Here is a 20,285-nt window from a genome sequence, read left to right as displayed (position 1 = left end):
TCAAGAATAATTCTTATTTTTATTCGCTATTGGAAGCCTGCCGGAAGGTCAGGTTGTATCGGTATTCTCCCGTCAGGGGATGCTGACCCGGTTTAAGTGGCTGAATGCCATGATAAAACAGCCGTGATTCGCCGCCCCACACCACCACATCACCGTGCTCCAGCATCAGGCGTTTTAGCGGGTCGTTACGCTGTAAGCCGCCAAACTGAAAGATTGCGGGCAATCCCAACGACACGGAAACAATCGGCGCGCTCAAATTGGGTTCGTCTTTATCCTGGTGTAGCGACAGTTTTGCGCCCGGTGCATAACGGTTAATCAGGCAGGCATCGGGTTGAAAATCGGGATATCCCGCCGCAATAGCCGCTTCATGACAAAGCGCGTGGAATGCCTCGGGTATCGGCGGCCACGGGCGGTGAGTGACGGGGTCGACAGGGGAATAGAGATAACCGCGATCGTTGGTCGTCCAGCCCAGGCCACCGCAGCTGGTCATCGCCACCGACATGGTGTAACCGCCTGGCGTCACCATATGACGAAACGGTGAGATCGCCGCCACCGCTTCAATATCGTGTAAAAGCGTGGCGGCACCGGCAACGGCTAAGCGGCGAAGAACGACAGCCCCCGGTGCCAGCGGCTCTTGCCAGGGCTGCTCATCAGCAAATAAATCGAGCATTACTCCTCCTGAATTTTGGCCTCGCGTTTAAGTAATTGCGCCTTACGCTCAACTCCCCAGCGATAGCCGGACAGCGCGCCATCGCGACGCACTACGCGGTGGCACGGGATCACGATTGCCAGCTTATTGGCGGCGCAGGCACTCGCCACCGCACGTACCGCATTGGGTTTGCCGATGACTTTCGCGATCTGCTGATAGCTTGCAGTTTCCCCGCAAGGTATAGCCCGCAGCGCCTGCCAGACCTGTTGCTGAAACGCTGTCCCGCGAATATCCAGTGGCAATTCAAGCGCCTTGTCATGATGCATCAGACTGCTGATCACCCGATTGATACGAGCCCTAAATTCCCCATCAGCCGATTCAGACCGAGCCAGAGGAAAAAGCGCGCGCAGTTCAGCATTCAGCGTATCGTCATTGTCGCCGAGTAAAATAGCGCAAATCCCGCGTTCACTTTCTGCCACAAGGCAGCGGCCAAGCTCGCAATCCGTCACGGCGAAGCGCATGGTCACGTTACTCGCGCCATTACGATACTGTTTTGCCGTCATGCCCAGCGTTTCGTCCGCTTTGCGATAGAACGTGCTGCTATCCGGGAAACCCGCAGCCAGCACCGAGTCAGTGATGTTTTCGCCCTGCGTCAGCGCGCTGCGTAAGCGTCGCGCGCGCGCAGCCTGTTGCCAGCCTTTTGGTGTCATTCCGGTCACGGATTTGAACAGACGATGGAAATGAAAGGCGCTCATACCGACCTGCTCCGCCAGTGCATCCAGCGTTAGCAGTTGCTCCTGCTCAAGCAAGCGGCAGGCTTTTTCGACTTTCGCTATCTTATGCGCTTGCGGATCGGCCCGGTCGGGCAAACAGCGTTTGCACGGGCGAAATCCTGCCTGTTGGGCATGATGTGAATCGGGATAAAACACGACGTTTTTTCGCAGGGCATGACGCGCCCGGCACGAGGGGCGGCAAAAGATACCGGTCGTCTGGACAGCGAAAACAAACTGGTTGTCGGCGGCTGGATCGCGGGCCATCACGGCCAGCCAGCGATCGTCATCAGTATTCAGGGTCAGGTTTTTCATCATTGGCTCCTCTTTCAAGCATACTCAAAGTATGCCCATGCGCCACTGAACAAAAACCTGCAACCTTGCTTTTTAATGTTGTTCGTCGATCAGAAAAGCCTGGAACTGCGGCGACATCCAGGTTTTGAAATTCTCGCCCTCTTTGGTGATCATGTACACGGCCAGGCCTTGCTGACGCACCACTTCTTTGGCCTTTTCCGGCCCGAGGACCATCAGTCCGGTATCCCAGGCATCCGCCTCGAGTGCCGTAGAGGCAATTACCGTCACGGAAACCAGATTGTGTGTGATTGGGTGCCCCGTCTTTGGATCGATCACGTGCGAGAGACGCTTGCCGTTCAGCTCGTAATAGTTGCGATAGCTGCCGGATGTGCTGATACCGTGACCGTTGATATCCACAATGGCCTGCACCGCATTTTGTTGATCGGTTGGCTTTTGGATAGCGACACGCCAGGGTTTGTCACTGGCATTGAGACCGCGACTCACGAGTGCGCCCCCGACGGAAACCAGATAACGTGAGATGCCCTCCTGAGTCATCAGTGCGGCGAGATGATCTGCCGCGTATCCCTCGCCAACTGTGGAGAGATCAACAAACAGATCGGGAATGTCTTTTTGCAGGTACTGCTGACCATACTGATTCAATACGCTCAGATGCTGCAGCCCTGTGCGAGCACGCGCATCGTCAATCTGTGCCTGACTCGGTACCGTCTCCGGCTGTTTCGTTGGCCCAAAGCCCCATAAATTCACCAGCGGCCCGACGGTGATATCCATTGCGCCGTTAGTTTTATAACCGACATGCAGGGACTCGGTAACGATAGCAGCCATTGCCTCACTCACAGGCCAAAGCGATGTGCTGTTCGAGAGGTTGAACCGCATCAGCGCGGAATCATTTTTATAGGTAGAAAGCAGCTGATCGTCAGCATCAAGCTGGGACTGGATTTTACCGCGAAGTTCATTCTCGCGATTTTTATCCATATCCATGACGCTAACGCGCCAGGACGTTCCCATAGTCTTGCCTTCCAGCACGGTTGCCGCTGGCGCATTTGCTGTCGTGGTAGGGGAAGAAGAATCGCATGCTGCAAGTAAGCAAAACACCGACAATATGCCGGCTCGCCAAAAAGTCATTTCCATTCGTTATTATCCTCATGCCTGGGGCGGCAAGAGTATACCAAAACGCGTCTTCGGTAAGACCCTAAAAAAGCATAGAAAAAGGGGCCATTTGGCCCCTTTCTGTTACTGACGGTGTCTTAGAACTGGTAAACCAGACCCAGAGCAACGATATCGTCAGTACCTACACCAGCCTGTTTGGTGAAGTTATTTTCATCCAGCAGGTTGATTTTGTAGTCCACGTAGGTGGACATGTTTTTGTTGAAGTAGTAAGTCGCGCCAACATCAACGTATTTCAGCAGATCCTGATCGCCGAAGTTGGTGGTGTTGTTGCTTACGTCCTTACCTTTAGACTGCAGGTAAGCCACGGAAGGACGCAGACCGAAGTCGAACTGGTACTGAGCTACAACTTCGAAGTTTTGCGCTTTGTTAGCAAAACCGTAGATGTCGGAACGGCCGCTACCGTTAGATGTCCCGAAACGCGTCGAGTTATAAGTCTGGGAGTACTGCGCTGCCAGATAAATGTTGTTCGCGTCATATTTCAGGCCGCCGCTGTAAACTTCAGCGTGGTCACCGTCACCGTAAACGCCTGCTGCATTCTGGTCAGCAGTACGTTTAGAAGATGCCATCGCACCGCCGACGCTGAAGCCTTCGCCCAAATCGTAAGTCAGAGACGCACCGTAACCGTCACCATTTTGTTTCAACAGGCTACGACCGCCAGTAGAATCATTCTCGCCGCTGACGCTGCCGTTTTTACCCTGATACTGCAGAGCAAAGTTCAGACCATCAACCAGACCGAAGAAATCCTGGTTACGGTAAGTCGCGACGCCGTTACCACGGGATTGCATGAAGTTATCGGCACCGTAAGTGTCACCGCCAAATTCTGGCAGAACGTCGGTCCAGGAAGTGACATCGTAGATTACGCCGTAGTTACGACCATAATCGAAGGAACCAGCATCACCGAATTTCAGGCCAGCGAAGGCAACACGCGTCCAGGACTGGTTGTCGCTTTCGCTGGTGTTACCTTGAACCTGGTATTCCCATTGACCATAACCGGTCAACTGATCGTTAACCTGAGTTTCGCCTTTGAAGCCGATACGCATGTAGGTTTGATCGCCGTCGTTACCTTTGTCATCGGAGAAATAGTGCAGGCCGTCGACTTTACCGAACAGATCTAATTTGTTGCCATCTTTGTTGTAAATTTCAGCCGCATTTGCTGCGCCTGCTACCAGCAGTGCTGGTACCAGGAGGGACAGGACTTTAACTTTCATTTTAATAACCCTCTGTTATATGCCTTATTATTGCCACTGCTCACTGATTAACCCTCTTAACCAGTCGGCCACTTCATTCTCCGCAAAAATACAGAATAATCCAATACGAATATGATACTAAAACTTTGAAGATGTTTCATTGTTCTTATAACATGTTTCAATTTGTAAATAAGAGGGAACTTTTCAATAGCACAGATAGCTAAAATATTAAGCACTTAAAATCAACAATTTATATTTATGCATTTTAATCAATGAGTTAACAAGAATTTCATTACCGCACTGATTGTCAAAACAAAATCACAAGAGATCACTAAAATAACCCTCGCTATCATCATTAACTTTATTTATTACCGTCATTCATTTTCGAATGTCTGTTTATCCCGAATTGAGCCGAGTGCGATGCATTCGGTTTTTTTTTACCCTTCTTTACGTTATGTGAATAATTTTGTGCTACCGCCGTGAAATTATAACGACTATTAACTAATTCTCAGATAACGCCTTCACTCACTTTAAATTATTATTCAATCCCTAATTTCTTGTTAATTCGTGCTATTTATTCAGGACATCGATAATTATTTGTACAATAGGGTTCCATTTGTACACTTTCGATACTGATTAGCGCTACGTTGATAAAGCGTGAAAAAGTCCCTCCCTGACCGGGCTCGATACTGGAAATTCAGGTATTACCCTTTATACTGCCCTATCGTCTTTACGTGCGGCCATCACGGGTTAATCACATTAATGAGTCAGTCTGAAACAACAGCACCAGGTAAATTTTCCCTTCTTCCGGGGAGCATCACGCGTTTCTTTCTTCTATTGATCGTTGTGCTGTTAGTGACGATGGGAGTGATGGTGCAGAGCGCGGTCAACACCTGGCTGAAAGACCGAAGCTATCAAATCGTTGATATTACCCATGCAGTGCACAAGCGTATCGATACCTGGCGCTACGCGACCTGGCAGATTTACGACAATATCGCCGCAGCGCCGGGAACGGCATCGGGTGAAGGTTTACAGGAAACGCGTCTTAAGCAAGACGTCTATTATCTTGAAAAAACGCGCCGCAAAACCGAAGCATTAATTTTTGGCTCTCACGACAGCGCTACGCTTGAGATGACACAGCGAATCTCGACGTATCTCGACACGCTCTGGGGCGCGGAAACTGTCCCCTGGTCGATGTACTACCTTAATGGCCAGGATAACAGCATGATCCTCATCTCCACGCTGCCATTAAAAGATCTCTCATCCGGTTTTAAAGAGTCTTCCATTGGCTCGATTGTTGATTCCCGCCGCGCGGAAATGCTCCAGCAGGCTAACACCCTGGACGAACGCGAAAGTTTCTCTTCCCTTCGCCGCCTCGCCTGGCAAAACGGGCATTACTTTACCCTGCGCACCACATTTAACCAGCCTGGGCATCTGGCAACAGTTGTCGCCTTTGATCTGCCGATTAACGATCTCATTCCACCGGATATGCCGCTCGACAGCTTCCGTCTTGAGCCAGATACTTCCGTGCAAAATATGCGCGCGCCAGCGGATAAAAAAGAAGGCCCGGAAAGCGCGTCCATTACTTTTAACGGCTCGAAGATTGAGATCGCCTCATCTTTGAACTCCACCGGTATGCGCCTTGTTTGGCAGGTTCCCTTTGGAACGCTGTTGCTCGACACGCTGCAAAACATTCTGCTGCCGCTACTGCTTAATATTGGTCTGCTCGCGCTGGCGTTGTTTGGGTATACCACCTTCCGCTTTCAGCCTGGCCGCCCAACTGAGCACATCTCTTCTTCAGGCTCTAACAATGAATTACGCGTGTTGCGCGCGCTGAATGAAGAGATTGTGTCGGTGCTACCGTTGGGGCTTCTGGTGCATGACCAGGAGGCCAATCGTACGATTATGAGCAACAAGATTGCCGATCACCTGTTGCCACATCTTAACCTGCAAAACATCACCACCATGGCTGACCAGCATCAGGGGGTGATTCAGGCCACCATTAATAATGAACTGTACGAAATTCGTCAGTTCCGCAGTCAGGTCGCTTCACGTACCCAGATCTTTATCATTCGCGATCAGGACAGAGAAGTGCTGGTGAACAAGAAGCTGAAACAAGCGCAGAGACTGTATGAGAAAAATCAGCAGGGCCGCGCGGCGTTTATGCAAAACATTGGCGATGCGTTCAAGCGCCCGTTGAAAGAGCTTGCCAGCCAGGCCGCGAGTTTGAGTACGCCAGAGAGCCATCAGTTGGCCAATCAGGCGGATACGCTTGTGCGTATGGTCGATGAAATCCAGTTAGCCAATATGCTTGAAAGCGATACCTGGAAAGGGAGCTCTACGCTGTTTTCAGTTCAGGATCTTATTAACGAAGTGGTGCCTGAAGTCCTGCCCGTTATCAAGCGCAAAGGCCTGCAGCTTCTGATCAATAACAATCTTCCTGCCAACGATGAACGTCATGGCGATCGCGAGGCGTTACGCCGCATCGTGCTGATGCTAATTCAATATTCTGTAACCACCACGCAAATCGGCAAAATCACGCTGGAAGTGGGTACAGATGAATCTGCTGAAGACCGCCTGACAATCCGTATTCTGGATACGGGGGAAGGCGTGACGATGAGCGAAATCGATAATTTACACTTCCCGTTCCTGAACGATACGCAGAGCGACAGCTACGGCAAAGCCAACGCCCTCACCTTCTGGCTGTGCGATCAGCTGGCGCGTAAGCTTGGCGGACACCTGAATATTAAGGCCCGTGAGTCGCTGGGTACCCGCTATTCACTGCATGTCAAAATGGACGCAAATCCTCAGGAAGAGGGTGAAGAGCGCCTGCTTGATGATGTGATCGTCATGGTGGATGTGACGTCCAGCGAAATACGCAACATTGTGGTTCGCCAGCTTGAAAACTGGGGTGCGGCCTGCATAAACCCGGATGAAAGGCTCACGAGTCAAGAATATGATCTCTTTTTAACTGATAATCCGTCTAATCTTACTGCCTCGGGCTTGCTTTTAAGCGATGATGAGTCAGGCGTGCGGAAAATCGGCCCCGGTCAGCTGCGCGTCAACTTTAATATGAGCAATGCGATGCAGGAAGCTGTACTACAACTAATAGAAGAGAATCTGGCGCAAGAAGAGATACTGGAGTCCCCATTGGGTGGTGATGAAAATGCCGAACTCCAGGCCAGCGGATACTATTCCCTATTTGTAGATACAGTACCAGATGATGTTAAGCGGTTGTATACTGAGTCCGCTGCGAAGGATTTCGCCGCGCTGACACAGACAGCACACCGGCTAAAAGGGGTGTTTGCCATGCTTAATCTGGTTCCGGGCAAGCAATTATGTGAAACGCTGGAACATCTTATTCGTGAGAAGGATGCTTCTGGCACAGAAAAATACATCAGCGACATTGACGCCTACGTCAAAAGCTTGCTGTAGCAAGGTAGCCTTTACATGAACAATATGAACGTAATTATTGCCGACGACCACCCGATTGTACTGTTCGGTATTCGCAAATCACTTGAACAGATCGAGTGGGTGAATGTTGTCGGTGAATTTGAAGACTCTACAGCACTTATAAATAATCTTCCGAAACTTGATGCACACGTGCTCATTACTGACCTCTCCATGCCTGGAGATAAGTACGGCGATGGCATCACGCTGATCAAATACATCAAGCGCCACTTTCCGAGTATTTCAATTATTGTTCTTACCATGAACAATAACCCGGCGATTTTAAGCGCCGTGCTGGAACTCGACATTGAAGGGATTGTCCTGAAACAGGGCGCGCCGACGGATCTGCCTAAGGCTCTGGCTGCACTGCAGAAAGGCAAGAAATTTACCCCTGAAAGCGTTTCTCGCCTGCTTGAGAAAATTAGCGCGGGTGGTTACGGTGACAAACGTTTATCACCGAAAGAAAGTGAAGTACTGCGCCTGTTCGCTGAAGGTTTCCTGGTCACTGAAATTGCCAAGAAGCTGAACCGCAGTATCAAAACCATCAGTAGCCAGAAGAAATCGGCGATGATGAAACTGGGCGTAGAGAATGATATCGCCCTGCTGAATTATCTCTCTTCGGTTACCCTGAGCGCAGTCGATAAAGACTGATTCCGTTCTGGTAATAAAAAACCCGGCAGCGCTCGCGCGTGCCGGGTTTTTTTATGCTCTCGATTCCCTGACGCGGGCCGCGTAAATCGACAACGTCTGTTTTATCACATCCAGCGTTACCGGTTTTGACAGGCAACTGTCCATGCCTGACGCCAGGCAGCGCTCTTTCTCTTCGGCCAGCGCGTTGGCGGTGACCCCGATAACCGGCAAGGTCATACCAAGCTGGCGAATGCGCTGGGTGAGACGATACCCGTCCATGTTAGGCATGTTCACGTCACTGAGCACAATATCGATGTGATTTTTGCTCAGCACGTTTAGCGCATCCACGCCGTCATTTGCGGTTAAGCATTGATATCCCAGCGATCCCAGCTGATCGGCCAGCAGGCGACGGTTGATCGGATGGTCATCCACCACCAGAATCATCATGTCGTCATTCATCGTAACAGCGGACTGCGGTGAAGGCAGCGCGGTACCGCCGTCGTGGGCATCCCCTTCCACATTGTAGATATGTGCCAACAGATGCAGAATCTCATGCGGCGTTGCCACGCTGTGCGTCCACTCTCCGGGAACACGCTCCTGCGCAATACCAATATGGCGACGACAGAACGTAATTACGGCTTTGCCCTGCCAGGACGGGTCGACCTCAACATCCGTAATCAGCGTATCGTCAGCGTCCGTTTTTTGCCCAGCTTCATAGCGTGCGACACGAATGCCTCGGTTCGAGAGCAATGATTCCAGGAAGCTGTACAGTGACGCGTTATGCACAGCGAGCCAGCACATTTTGTCGCTCAACCCTTCTGCCGGACTTTTCACCGGGTATTGCGCAGAATAGAGCGGAATGCGGATCGTAAACTGGCTGCCCATGCCCGGCTCGGTATCGACAGAAATATCGCCATCCATCATGCTGATCAGCTGTTCGCAAATGGCCAGCCCCAGCCCTGTGCCCTGGAAGTTACGCTGCACCCCGGTGCCAACCTGGAAGAACGGATCGAAAAGTTTCACCACTTCTTTTGCCGGAATTCCGACGCCGGTATCGCGGATGCGAATGCTTAAATAATCCCCTGCGCGAGAAACATGCAAAATGATACAGCCGACATCGGTGAACTTAATCGCGTTGCTGAGCAGGTTTGAAATGACCTGTTGTAAACGCATCGGATCGCCCAGCAGCGTCAGCGGCACATCCGGCTCGATAAAGCAGTACAGCCCTAGCTGTTTGCGGACCACCAGCGGCATATAGTTAGCGCTGATATGGTTCATCACTTCACGAGGCGAAAACTCGCTCGGTTCAATTTTAAGCTGTTCAGACTCAATTTTAGAGAAGTCGAGAATGTCGCTGATGATTTTCAGCAGCAGACTTGAAGAGTTGTTCATCGCCGTGACCAGGCGCTCTACCCCCTTCGGCAGTTCTTTCGTTTGCAGCAGATCGAGGTTACCAATAATCCCGTACAGCGGCGTGCGCAGCTCATGGCTCACGGTCGCGAGGAACATCGACTTGGACTGGCTGGCCTGTTCCGCTGCCTGCGCCATTTCCTGTAACGACTCTTCCATTTTTACACGCGAAGAGACATCCACCAGTACACAGATCGCCACGTTCTCATTGCGATAGCGCGAATGGACAAAGCTTATCTGCAGGTTGGTGTGATTGCTGGTTAATACGTCGACAAAATTGACCTGCTGTCCGCAGATAATCTGCGTCAGTCGCTGTCGGTCTTCATGCGTCAGCATGTTCAGATAGTTATGCGCCAGCTCGTTGCTCAGAATATTCGTGCCATCCTGCGTACGGAGGATACAAATCCCAACGGGTGCCGAGGCGACTATTTTGCGGTTAAATTGCTCGTGCTCTTCCAGGCGTTGAGCATCGCTCTCCGCCGGGATGAAAATTTTACGCTCATACATGCGCGCCAGCATGAACAGCGCGATCCCCACCAGCACATTCAGCAGGATGGAGTTAAGGATGAGCATCCGAATGCGTTCCAGCACCATATCAACGGGCACGGAGTAGACAATGCTCAGTGACGATGGCGGTAAACTTTTCTTGAGCACCAGCTCATGGAAACCCGACGTATAGCCAAACCACGAGCGTTCCTGCATCCAGCGAGGACCAACCTTTAAGCGGTTCTCAGGCCCGGTCAGCGAAATCAGCGTATGACCATTTTCATCGAGGATCGTCACACCCATAGGCAAACTGCCCGGTGTGAAGAAGTTCTCCATGCGAACCGTTTGTTCAGTGCCCAGCAGCGCCTGCAGGCGATTGGCGAGATAAACCGGCGTGAGGGCGTAGAAATAACCCACACCCGGACGCGGTCCCTGGCTTATCCAGAAGATATTATTGCCACGTTCGTCCTGTGGGGCATTGCGATACTTAATGATGCGTTCGTGCAAACTTTTCAGCGCATCTTCGCGCTCAACCGGCACATCCCGCAGGCCGAAATCGGCTAAACAGAGATTCTCACTGCCGATCAGAAATACCCGGTTGAGATCATAGGCAGCGGAAAAATTATCGCGCCAGTAGCGCATAAACCAGGCCAACGACTCAAGCGAGCCACGCCACGCCGTGCCCATTGCCGAGCAATCGGAGTCGGGGAATAACGGTTCGAAATCCGGCACTTCTGATTTGTCATTTCGCCCGCGCGTAGCCAGAATGCCGTTTTCCGCCGTCAGACGGTTTTCAGCTATGTACTTCAGCTCTTTCATGACATCAGTCGTACGCTGAATGTAACGCTGGGCCTGATCGGAACTTAAATTAAACTCCTGACGGATCTCTGACTCCTTTTGATGCAGCGCATTAACGATGTAAAACACCGAAAAAAATGCAACCAGCAACCAAAGCAATAACGCCAGCGCGCGAAAAAGATAGCGAGAGACTTTAAGAGTGGTGCGAAAGGAGACGAGGTATTTCAAGGGGGCGAAGCTCCGCCGTCAGAGGCAAAAGAATGTGGTTAAGGTAGCGGTAAACGCGGCGTGCCGCAATGCTCAGTTGTCTGCAAAAAAGAAAGGGCCGGAATCCGGCCCTTTTTATGTCAGGAGACATTACTCTTCGGCATCATCTGCCGCATCGTCATCAGAATCTGCTTCTTCAGAATCAGCTTCATCGGTCTCGGTTTCCGGTGCGATTTCATCGTCACCTTCCGCGACGCTACCGTCGATGGAATCAAGTTCTTCGTCGTCGACTGGCTCAGCGACACGTTGCAGGCCCACCACGTTTTCATCTTCCGCAGTACGGATGAGGATAACGCCCTGGGTGTTACGCCCTACCACGCTGATCTCAGATACACGCGTACGCACCAGCGTACCGGCATCGGTGATCATCATGATCTGGTCACAGTCATCAACCTGCACCGCACCCACAACAGAGCCGTTACGCTCGGTGACTTTGATGGAGATAACGCCCTGTGTGCCACGAGACTTGGTCGGATATTCGCCTTCCGCAGTTCGTTTACCGTAACCATTCTGCGTCACGGTCAGGATAGCGCCTTCACCGCGTGGAATGATCAGTGAAACAACGCTGTCTTCGCCCGCCAGTCGAATACCGCGAACGCCGGTCGCTGTACGACCCATTGCGCGTACGGCGTTCTCTTTAAAGCGCACCACTTTACCGGCGGCAGAGAACAACATAACCTCGTCAGAACCGGAGGTCAGATCCACACCGATCAGTTCATCACCTTCGTTCAGGTTGATGGCGATAATCCCGGCAGAACGTGGACGGCTGAAACCGGTCAGCGCGGTTTTCTTCACGGTACCGCTCGCGGTCGCCATAAAGACGTTCACGCCTTCTTCGTACTCGCGTACCGGCAGAATCGCGGTGATACGCTCGTTCGGCTCAAGCGGAAGCAGGTTGACGATCGGACGACCACGCGCACCGCGGCTCGCTTCCGGCAGCTGATACACTTTCATCCAGTACAGACGACCACGGCTTGAGAAGCACAGGATCGTGTCATGGGTGTTCGCCACCAGCAGGCGGTCGATAAAGTCTTCTTCTTTGATACGGGCTGCCGATTTGCCTTTACCACCACGACGCTGAGCTTCGTAGTCGGTCAACGGCTGATACTTCACATAGCCCTGATGAGACAGGGTCACAACCACATCTTCGCGGTTGATCAGATCTTCAATGTTGATATCAGACGTATTCGCCGTGATTTCAGTGCGACGCGCATCACCAAACTGGTCGCGGACCAGTTCCAGCTCTTCGCGGATCACTTCCATCAGACGATCGGCGCTGCCGAGGATATGCAGAAGCTCTGCGATCTGCTCCAGCAGCTCTTTGTACTCGTCGAGCAGTTTTTCATGCTCAAGGCCAGTCAGTTTCTGCAAACGCAGATCCAGAATCGCCTGTGCCTGCTGTTCGGTCAGGTAATATTGACCGTCACGCACGCCAAATTGAGGTTCCAGCCACTCAGGGCGCGCCGCGTCATCACCCGCACGTTCCAGCATGGCAGACACGTTGCCCAATGCCCACGGCTGAGCAACCAATCCTGCTTTCGCTTCGGCAGGGGTTGGCGCACGACGAATCAACTCGATGATCGGGTCGATGTTGGCCAGTGCGACAGCCAGCGCTTCCAGAATGTGCGCGCGATCACGCGCTTTACGCAGTTCGAAAATAGTACGGCGAGTTACCACTTCACGGCGGTGACGCACGAACGCGCTCAGGATATCTTTCAGGTTCATGATCTTCGGCTGGCCATGGTGCAATGCAACCATGTTGATGCCGAAGGAAACCTGAAGCTGAGTCTGGGAGTACAGGTTGTTCAGCACAACCTCACCCACCGCGTCGCGTTTGATTTCAATCACGATGCGCATACCGTCTTTATCAGACTCGTCACGCAGCGCGCTGATGCCTTCAACACGTTTTTCTTTTACCAGCTCCGCGATTTTCTCGATCAGGCGAGCTTTGTTCACCTGATACGGAATTTCGTGGACGATAATGGTTTCACGACCGGTTTTCGCGTCGGCTTCCACTTCCGCGCGGGCGCGAATGTAAATCTTGCCGCGACCGGTGCGGTACGCTTCTTCAATCCCACGGCGGCCATTAATGATAGCGGCAGTTGGGAAGTCCGGGCCTGGAATGTGTTCCATCAGCCCTTCGACGGTGATCTCTTCATCGTCGATGTAGGCGAGGCACCCGTTAATGACTTCAGTAATGTTGTGCGGCGGAATGTTCGTGGCCATACCGACGGCAATACCGGAAGAACCGTTAACCAACAGGTTTGGGATCTTGGTCGGCATAACATCAGGAATACGCTCGGTGCCGTCGTAGTTATCGACGAAATCAACCGTGTCTTTTTCCAGGTCAGCCATCAGCTCATGGGCGATTTTCGACATACGGATTTCCGTATAACGCATCGCCGCAGCGGAGTCACCATCGACAGAACCGAAGTTACCCTGGCCATCCACCAGCATGTAACGTAAGGAGAAAGGCTGCGCCATACGGACGATCGTGTCATACACGGCAGTATCACCATGGGGGTGATATTTACCGATGACGTCACCAACGACACGGGCAGATTTTTTGTAGGCTTTATTCCAGTCATTGCCCAATACGTTCATGGCGTATAGTACGCGACGGTGTACCGGCTTCAGGCCATCTCGGACGTCTGGCAGCGCACGGCCAACAATGACCGACATCGCATAATCCAGATAGGAGCTCTTAAGCTCTTCCTCGATGTTAACCGGTGTAATTTCTCTCGCAAGGTCGCTCATCTAACCGCTATCCCTCTACTGTATCCCGGATTCAAAGGTCGCAAATTATAACACAATCGCTCCCATACAGGTAAACCTGTATGGTTTATTCGCGGGGAGAGCCTGATATACTCGATCCTCTTGCGAATTAAGGAGTAAAAGCGCCCATGAATGCCGAAAAATCCCCGGTAGCTCACAACGTCGACCATGCAGAGATCGCCAAATTTGAAGCGGTGGCATCCCGCTGGTGGGATCTCGACGGTGAGTTCAAACCTCTGCACCGCATAAACCCGCTGCGTTTGGGCTATATCGCGGAGCGCTCCGGCGGTCTGTTCGGTAAAAAAGTGCTCGACGTCGGCTGCGGCGGCGGCATTCTGGCCGAAAGCATGGCGCGCGAAGGCGCAACGGTTACCGGCCTGGACATGGGGTTTGAACCGCTCCAGGTTGCGCGTCTGCATGCCCTGGAATCCGGTATTCAGGTTGACTATGTTCAGGAAACCGTTGAAGAGCACGCCGCGAAACACGCGCATCAATACGATGTCGTCACCTGCATGGAAATGCTCGAACACGTTCCTGACCCGCAATCGGTGGTCAACGCTTGTGCTTCTTTGGTGAAACCCGGTGGGCACGTCTTCTTCTCGACGATTAACCGTAACGGAAAAGCGTGGCTGATGGCGGTGGTGGGCGCGGAATATGTGCTGCGCATGGTGCCGAAAGGAACCCACGACGTTAAGAAATTCATCAAGCCTGCTGAATTATTAGGCTGGGTAGATCTGACCTGGCTGAAAGAGCAACACATCACCGGCTTGCATTACAACCCATTGACCGACAAATTCAAGCTTGCGCCGGGTGTGGATGTTAACTATATGTTGCACACGACGACAAAAAACGACTAACGTCATTCATTATTCTTATAAAGATTGCGCGACATCACGTTGCGCAATTCTGACCTCTCGTTGAAGAAATCAGCACTCGATCAAATTTTAGATTTTTTTTCTAAATTATTGACATGACGTCCAGGCCTTACGATACGAGGACTTAGGGTTTATTACGCTTTAGCAACCTGAAATTAACGTCAAAATCAACTCTTGTACTGAAATGATTCCTTACTAGAATACTCACCATATAGCGTTTTTCTTATCGCAAACCCCCTATATGTAGTATTTATCCACAGAGTTAGCCACAAGGCGCTTCTGTGGATAAGCAGGGGGATATTTTTTTATTTCACGGACAGGTAAAAAACCACATGAATCAAAGTCTGCTGGTGACAAAGCGCGACGGTACTACCGAGCGTATCAATCTCGACAAAATCCATCGAGTTCTCGACTGGGCAGCAGAAGGACTGAACAACGTATCTATCTCTCAGGTGGAACTGCGTTCACATATTCAGTTCTACGACGGGATTAAGACCTCAGATATTCATGAAACCATTATCAAAGCCGCAGCCGATCTGATCTCCCGCGAAGCACCGGATTACCAGTACATGGCCGCACGCCTCGCCATTTTCCATCTGCGCAAAAAAGCCTACGGTCAGTTTGAGCCGCCAGCGCTGCTCGATCACGTCACGAAAATGGTTGACCTGGGCAAATACGACGCGCATCTGCTGGAAGACTACACGGAAGAAGAGTTCAAGCAGATGGACGGGTTTATCGACCACTGGCGCGACATGAACTTCTCCTACGCCGCGGTGAAGCAGCTGGAAGGCAAGTACCTGGTTCAGAACCGTGTAACTGGCGAAATCTACGAGAGCGCACAGTTCTTGTATATTTTGGTTGCTGCGTGCCTGTTCTCAAACTATCCGCGTGAAACGCGCCTGGACTACGTGAAGCGTTTTTACGACGCCGTATCCACCTTTAAAATTTCTCTGCCTACGCCGATTATGTCTGGCGTGCGCACCCCGACGCGTCAGTTCAGCTCCTGCGTACTGATCGAGTGCGGCGACAGCCTGGATTCCATCAACGCGACCTCAAGCGCGATTGTGAAATATGTCTCCCAGCGCGCCGGTATCGGTATCAATGCCGGCCGCATTCGTGCGCTGGGTAGCCCAATTCGCGGCGGTGAAGCGTTCCACACCGGCTGTATCCCGTTCTACAAACACTTCCAGACCGCGGTGAAATCCTGCTCTCAGGGCGGCGTACGCGGCGGTGCAGCCACCCTGTTCTACCCAATGTGGCATCTGGAAGTCGAAAGCCTGCTGGTCCTGAAAAACAACCGTGGCGTTGAAGGCAACCGCGTTCGTCATATGGACTACGGCGTGCAGATCAACAAACTGATGTACACCCGTCTTCTGAAAGGCCAGGACATCACCCTGTTCAGTCCCTCCGACGTACCGGGCCTGTACGATGCGTTCTTCGCCGATCAGGATGAATTTGAGCGTCTGTACACGCAATACGAGCAAGACGACAGCATCCGTAAGCAGCGCGTTAAGGCCGTCGACCTGTTCTCTCTGATGATGCAGGAACGTGCTTCTACTGGCCGTATCTACATTCAGAACGTTGACCACTGCAACACTCACAGCCCGTTTGATCCGGCGATTGCGCCAGTGCGCCAGTCTAACCTGTGCCTGGAAATCGCTCTGCCGACCAAACCGCTGTACGACGTTAACGACGAAAACGGCGAAATCGCGCTGTGTACGCTGTCTGCATTCAACCTGGGCGCGATCAAGAGCCTGGCCGAGCTGGAAGAGCTGGCTGTGCTGGCGGTTCGTGCACTGGATGCCCTGCTGGATTATCAGGATTACCCAATTCCGGCAGCAAAACGCGGCGCAATGGGTCGTCGTACCCTGGGTATTGGCGTGATCAACTTCGCCTACTGGCTGGCGAAAAACGGCAAGCGTTACTCCGATGGCAGCGCCAACAACCTGACGCACGAAACCTTCGAAGCGATTCAGTATTACCTGATGAAAGCCTCTAACGAGCTGGCGAAAGAGCAAGGCGCGTGCCCGTGGTTCAACGAAACCACCTACGCGAAAGGCATTTTGCCGATCGATACCTACAAAAAAGACCTGGATGCGATCGTCAATGAGCCGTTGCATCTTGACTGGGAAACGCTGCGTGAGTCCATCAAGACCCACGGCCTGCGCAACTCCACGTTGTCTGCGCTGATGCCGTCAGAGACCTCTTCGCAGATCTCTAACGCCACCAACGGTATTGAGCCGCCGCGCGGTCACGTTAGCATTAAAGCGTCGAAAGATGGCGTGCTGCGTCAGGTGGTCCCGGATTATGAACTGCTGAAAGACAGCTACGAGCTGCTGTGGGAAATGCCGAATAACGACGGTTATCTCCAGCTAGTCGGCATCATGCAGAAGTTTATCGATCAATCGATCTCTGCCAACACCAACTACGATCCAACGCGCTTCCCGTCAGGAAAAGTGCCGATGCAGCAGTTGCTGAAAGACCTGCTGACCGCCTATAAATTTGGCGTAAAAACTCTGTACTATCACAACACCCGTGACGGTGCGGAAGATGCGCAGGACGATATGGCACCTTCTATTCAGGACGATGGCTGCGAAAGCGGCGCATGTAAGATCTAATGAAGGGCGGGGATTTCCCCGCCTTTATTTCGTAAGACAGGACATCTATTCATGGCATATACCACCTTTTCACAGACGAAAAACGACCAGCTCAAAGAGCCGATGTTTTTCGGTCAGCCGGTCAACGTGGCACGCTACGATCAGCAAAAATATGACATTTTCGAAAAGCTGATCGAAAAGCAACTCTCCTTCTTCTGGCGTCCGGAAGAAGTGGACGTTTCTCGCGATCGTATCGATTTCCACGCGTTACCGGATCATGAAAAGCACATTTTTCTCAGCAATCTGAAGTACCAGACGCTGCTGGATTCCATTCAGGGCCGTAGCCCAAACGTGGCGCTGCTGCCGCTGATCTCGATTCCTGAACTGGAAACATGGGTTGAAACCTGGGCGTTCTCCGAGACGATCCACTCGCGTTCTTACACCCACATCATCCGTAATATCGTTAACGATCCGGCGGTGGTATTTGACGATATCGTCACCAACGAGCAGATCCAGAAACGCGCTGAAGGCATTTCCCACTATTACGATGAGCTGATCGAAATGACCAGCTACTGGCATCTGCTGGGTGAAGGTACACATTCCGTGAACGGTAAAACCGTGACCGTCAATCTGCGTGCGCTGAAAAAACAGCTGTACCTGTGCCTGATGAGCGTCAACGCGCTGGAAGCGATCCGCTTCTACGTCAGCTTTGCCTGCTCGTTTGCCTTTGCCGAGCGCAAACTGATGGAAGGTAACGCCAAAATTATTCGTCTGATCGCCCGTGACGAAGCGCTGCATCTGACCGGCACTCAGCACATGCTGAATCTGTTGCGCAGCGGCGTGGACGATCCGGAGATGGCGGAGATCGCCGAAGAGTGCAAACAGGAATGCTATGACCTGTTCGTGTTGGCCGCCCAGCAGGAAAAAGAGTGGGCAGAGTACCTGTTCCGCGATGGCTCCATGATCGGCCTGAACAAAGATATTCTGTGCCAATACATCGAATACATCACCAACATCCGCATGCAGGCGGTAGGGCTTGAGCTGCCGTTCAAAACGCGCTCCAACCCGATTCCGTGGATCAACACCTGGCTGGTGTCCGATAACGTGCAAGTTGCGCCGCAGGAAGTGGAAGTGAGTTCTTATCTGGTCGGTCAGATTGATTCCGAAGTGAACACTGACGATCTGAGCGATTTCCAGCTCTGATGAGCCGCGTAACGTTAAGCCTTTCCGGTACAGAAGTGCTGTGCCGGGAAGAACACCCTTCCCTGCTGGTGGCTCTGGAGTCGCATCAGGTCGAAGTTGAGTATCAGTGCCGTGCAGGCTACTGCGGCTCATGCCGCTGTCGTTTAGTGGCAGGACAAGTGGACTGGCTAACGGAACCGCTGGCGTTTATCAACGATGGGGAAATTTTGCCCTGCTGTTGCCGGGCAAAAGGCGATATCGAAATCGAAATGTAATGCCCGCTTACGCGGGCATTTTTTTAGCCTCGTTTCTGCATCATCTCCGCATGATGGCGTTTTTCGCCAATCATAACGACGATCAGCAGTAATACCGCCATAATGCTGCCGCCAATCATCACCATAAAGCCACCATCCCAGCCGAAGAAATCGACCGTGTAACCCACGATGGCGCTGGCCGCGACTGAACCACCAAGATAGCCGAACAGACCGGTAAAGCCCGCGGCAGTGCCTGCGGCTTTTTTCGGCGCCAGTTCCAGCGCGTGCAGACCAATCAGCATCACCGGACCGTAAATCAGGAAGCCGATCACAATCATACAGGCCATATCCACGCCGGGATTTCCTGGAGGATTCAGCCAGTACACGATAGTGGCGATGGTTACGAGCGTCATAAAGAACACGCCTGTTGCACCACGGTTGCCTCTAAACACTTTGTCCGACATCCAGCCGCAAATTAACGTGCCTGGAATACCGGCGTATTCATACAGGAAATAGGCCCACGACGACTTATCCAGTGCGAAATGCTTCACCTCTTTCAGATAGGTCGGCGACCAGTCGAGGATGCCGTAACGCAGCAGATAGACAAACACGTTGGCGATAGCGATGTACCACAACAGTTTGTTAGGCAGAACGTATTTCATGAAGATCTGTTTTGCCGTCAGCTCTTCTTCATGCTGCTCGTTGTAATCGTCCGGGTAGTCGTTTTTATACTCTTCAATCGGCGGAAGACCGCACGATTGCGGGGTATCACGCATCAGAGCAAAGGCAATGATCGCAATAACGATGGCCCCAAAAGCAGGCATATACAGCGCCGCTTTCCAGTCGTTAAACCACGCCATCCCCAGCAGGAACAACAGCGGTGGAATACCGCCGCCAACGTTATGCGCGCAGTTCCACACCGAGACAATCCCGCCACGCTCTTTCTGCGACCACCAGTGCACCATGGTACGTCCGCACGGCGGCCATCCCATTCCCTGGAACCAGCCGCACAGGAACAGCAGGACAAACATGATGGCGATACTGGACGTTGCCCACGGCACAAAGCCCATGAATAACATCACGGCGGACGCCAGAATCAAACCGGCGGGCAAGAAGACGCGCGGATTCGAGCGATCCGAAACGGACCCCATAATGAACTTGGAAAACCCATAGGCAATCGAAATACCCGACAGTGCGAAACCTAAATCACCGCGTGAAAAACCTTGTTCAACCAGATACGGCATCGCCAGCGCAAAGTTCTTACGCACCAGATAGTAAGCGGCGTAGCCGAAGAAAATACCGAGGAAAATCTGCCAACGCAGGCGACGGTATAGCGGGTCGACTTCTGCCTCTGACACGCGCGCCTGATGCGGCGCAGGTTTGAAGATACTGAGCATTAGAGCCTCCGTGGCCATGTCATAAATTTTCGAGGTTGTGTAGCCACCCCGATTCCAGAGGCCGCGATGTTAAAAA

The 20,285-nt window shown here is 52.2% G+C and carries 13 protein-coding genes; 6 read left to right on the top strand and 7 right to left on the bottom strand.

The genetic code is table 11. The features are described from left to right. Positions 1–19: 19 nt before the first annotated feature. The 4 genes from alkB to AC0LWE_RS12275 form a co-directional block, all read right to left on the bottom strand. Positions 20–670, bottom strand: coding sequence for a DNA oxidative demethylase AlkB (alkB, locus tag AC0LWE_RS12290; RefSeq protein WP_219347542.1), 651 nt, complete (start codon positions 668–670; stop codon positions 20–22). Beyond that, complete coding sequence (ada, locus tag AC0LWE_RS12285; protein ID WP_219347684.1) at positions 670–1,734, bottom strand: bifunctional DNA-binding transcriptional regulator/O6-methylguanine-DNA methyltransferase Ada; 1,065 nt, start codon at positions 1,732–1,734, stop codon at positions 670–672. Before ada ends, alkB begins: the two co-directional genes overlap by 1 nt. 72 nt (positions 1,735–1,806) lie before the next feature. Continuing rightward, the gene (apbE, locus tag AC0LWE_RS12280) at positions 1,807–2,862 is read right to left on the bottom strand and encodes an FAD:protein FMN transferase ApbE (protein ID WP_219347541.1); all 1,056 of its coding nucleotides are present in this window, start codon (positions 2,860–2,862) and stop codon (positions 1,807–1,809) included. Positions 2,863–2,978: 116 nt separating this feature from the next. Continuing rightward, positions 2,979–4,109: a porin OmpC gene (locus AC0LWE_RS12275; protein ID WP_219347540.1), complete on the bottom strand. Its 1,131-nt coding sequence runs from the start codon at positions 4,107–4,109 to the stop codon at positions 2,979–2,981. 741 nt (positions 4,110–4,850) lie between these two features. Between AC0LWE_RS12275 and rcsD the strand changes: the two genes are divergently transcribed. After that, a complete protein-coding gene (rcsD, locus tag AC0LWE_RS12270) occupies positions 4,851–7,523 on the top strand; it encodes a phosphotransferase RcsD (RefSeq protein ID WP_131489296.1) in 2,673 nt (890 codons plus the stop codon). Between the two features lie 15 nt (positions 7,524–7,538). After that, positions 7,539–8,189, top strand: a complete 651-nt coding sequence (gene rcsB / locus AC0LWE_RS12265; protein ID WP_015959795.1) for a response regulator transcription factor RcsB — start codon at positions 7,539–7,541, stop codon at positions 8,187–8,189. Positions 8,190–8,240: 51 nt separating this feature from the next. Here the strand turns inward: rcsB and rcsC are convergent, their stop codons facing one another. Next, on the bottom strand, positions 8,241–11,090 hold the full coding sequence (gene rcsC / locus AC0LWE_RS12260; protein ID WP_474265496.1) for a two-component system sensor histidine kinase RcsC: 2,850 nt from the start codon (positions 11,088–11,090) through the stop codon (positions 8,241–8,243). Between the two features lie 129 nt (positions 11,091–11,219). Further along, positions 11,220–13,886, bottom strand: a complete 2,667-nt coding sequence (gyrA, locus tag AC0LWE_RS12255) for a DNA topoisomerase (ATP-hydrolyzing) subunit A (protein WP_202665727.1) — start codon at positions 13,884–13,886, stop codon at positions 11,220–11,222. Between the two features lie 146 nt (positions 13,887–14,032). Here gyrA and ubiG point away from each other — a divergent pair, with 146 nt between their 5' ends. The 4 genes from ubiG (at position 14,033) to yfaE (ending at position 18,833) form a co-directional block, all read left to right on the top strand. Further along, positions 14,033–14,761: a bifunctional 2-polyprenyl-6-hydroxyphenol methylase/3-demethylubiquinol 3-O-methyltransferase UbiG gene (ubiG, locus tag AC0LWE_RS12250; protein WP_131489290.1), complete on the top strand. Its 729-nt coding sequence runs from the start codon at positions 14,033–14,035 to the stop codon at positions 14,759–14,761. 350 nt (positions 14,762–15,111) lie between these two features. Beyond that, entirely contained in the window at positions 15,112–17,397 is a 2,286-nt protein-coding gene (gene nrdA, locus AC0LWE_RS12245) for a class 1a ribonucleoside-diphosphate reductase subunit alpha (protein ID WP_059179498.1), read from the top strand. A 51-nt stretch (positions 17,398–17,448) separates the two neighbouring features. Then, positions 17,449–18,579, top strand: coding sequence for a class Ia ribonucleoside-diphosphate reductase subunit beta (gene nrdB / locus AC0LWE_RS12240; RefSeq protein ID WP_059179299.1), 1,131 nt, complete (start codon positions 17,449–17,451; stop codon positions 18,577–18,579). After that, on the top strand, positions 18,579–18,833 hold the full coding sequence (yfaE, locus tag AC0LWE_RS12235; RefSeq protein ID WP_059179300.1) for a class I ribonucleotide reductase maintenance protein YfaE: 255 nt from the start codon (positions 18,579–18,581) through the stop codon (positions 18,831–18,833). Before nrdB ends, yfaE begins: the two co-directional genes overlap by 1 nt. 23 nt (positions 18,834–18,856) lie before the next feature. Here the strand turns inward: yfaE and glpT are convergent, their stop codons facing one another. After that, complete coding sequence (glpT, locus tag AC0LWE_RS12230; protein ID WP_015959802.1) at positions 18,857–20,209, bottom strand: glycerol-3-phosphate transporter; 1,353 nt, start codon at positions 20,207–20,209, stop codon at positions 18,857–18,859. Positions 20,210–20,285 lie beyond the last annotated feature (76 nt).

Source organism: Lelliottia sp. RD5, assembly GCF_056032945.1.
Note: the sequence above shows the minus strand (reverse complement) of the source record. Positions and strands in the feature narration are given on the sequence as shown.

Bases quoted from the DNA above. Each gene is read 5' to 3' on its own strand.
- alkB (WP_219347542.1), bottom strand. From the start codon at position 670: ATGCTCGATTTATTTGCTGATGAGCAGCCCTGGCAAGAGCCGCTGGCA.
- ada (WP_219347684.1), bottom strand. From the start codon at position 1,734: ATGAAAAACCTGACCCTGAATACTGATGACGATCGCTGGCTGGCCGTG.
- apbE (WP_219347541.1), bottom strand. From the start codon at position 2,862: ATGGAAATGACTTTTTGGCGAGCCGGCATATTGTCGGTGTTTTGCTTA.
- AC0LWE_RS12275 (WP_219347540.1), bottom strand. From the start codon at position 4,109: ATGAAAGTTAAAGTCCTGTCCCTCCTGGTACCAGCACTGCTGGTAGCA.
- rcsD (WP_131489296.1), top strand. From the start codon at position 4,851: ATGAGTCAGTCTGAAACAACAGCACCAGGTAAATTTTCCCTTCTTCCG.
- rcsB (WP_015959795.1), top strand. From the start codon at position 7,539: ATGAACAATATGAACGTAATTATTGCCGACGACCACCCGATTGTACTG.
- gyrA (WP_202665727.1), bottom strand. From the start codon at position 13,886: ATGAGCGACCTTGCGAGAGAAATTACACCGGTTAACATCGAGGAAGAG.
- ubiG (WP_131489290.1), top strand. From the start codon at position 14,033: ATGAATGCCGAAAAATCCCCGGTAGCTCACAACGTCGACCATGCAGAG.
- nrdA (WP_059179498.1), top strand. From the start codon at position 15,112: ATGAATCAAAGTCTGCTGGTGACAAAGCGCGACGGTACTACCGAGCGT.
- nrdB (WP_059179299.1), top strand. From the start codon at position 17,449: ATGGCATATACCACCTTTTCACAGACGAAAAACGACCAGCTCAAAGAG.
- yfaE (WP_059179300.1), top strand. From the start codon at position 18,579: ATGAGCCGCGTAACGTTAAGCCTTTCCGGTACAGAAGTGCTGTGCCGG.
- glpT (WP_015959802.1), bottom strand. From the start codon at position 20,209: ATGCTCAGTATCTTCAAACCTGCGCCGCATCAGGCGCGCGTGTCAGAG.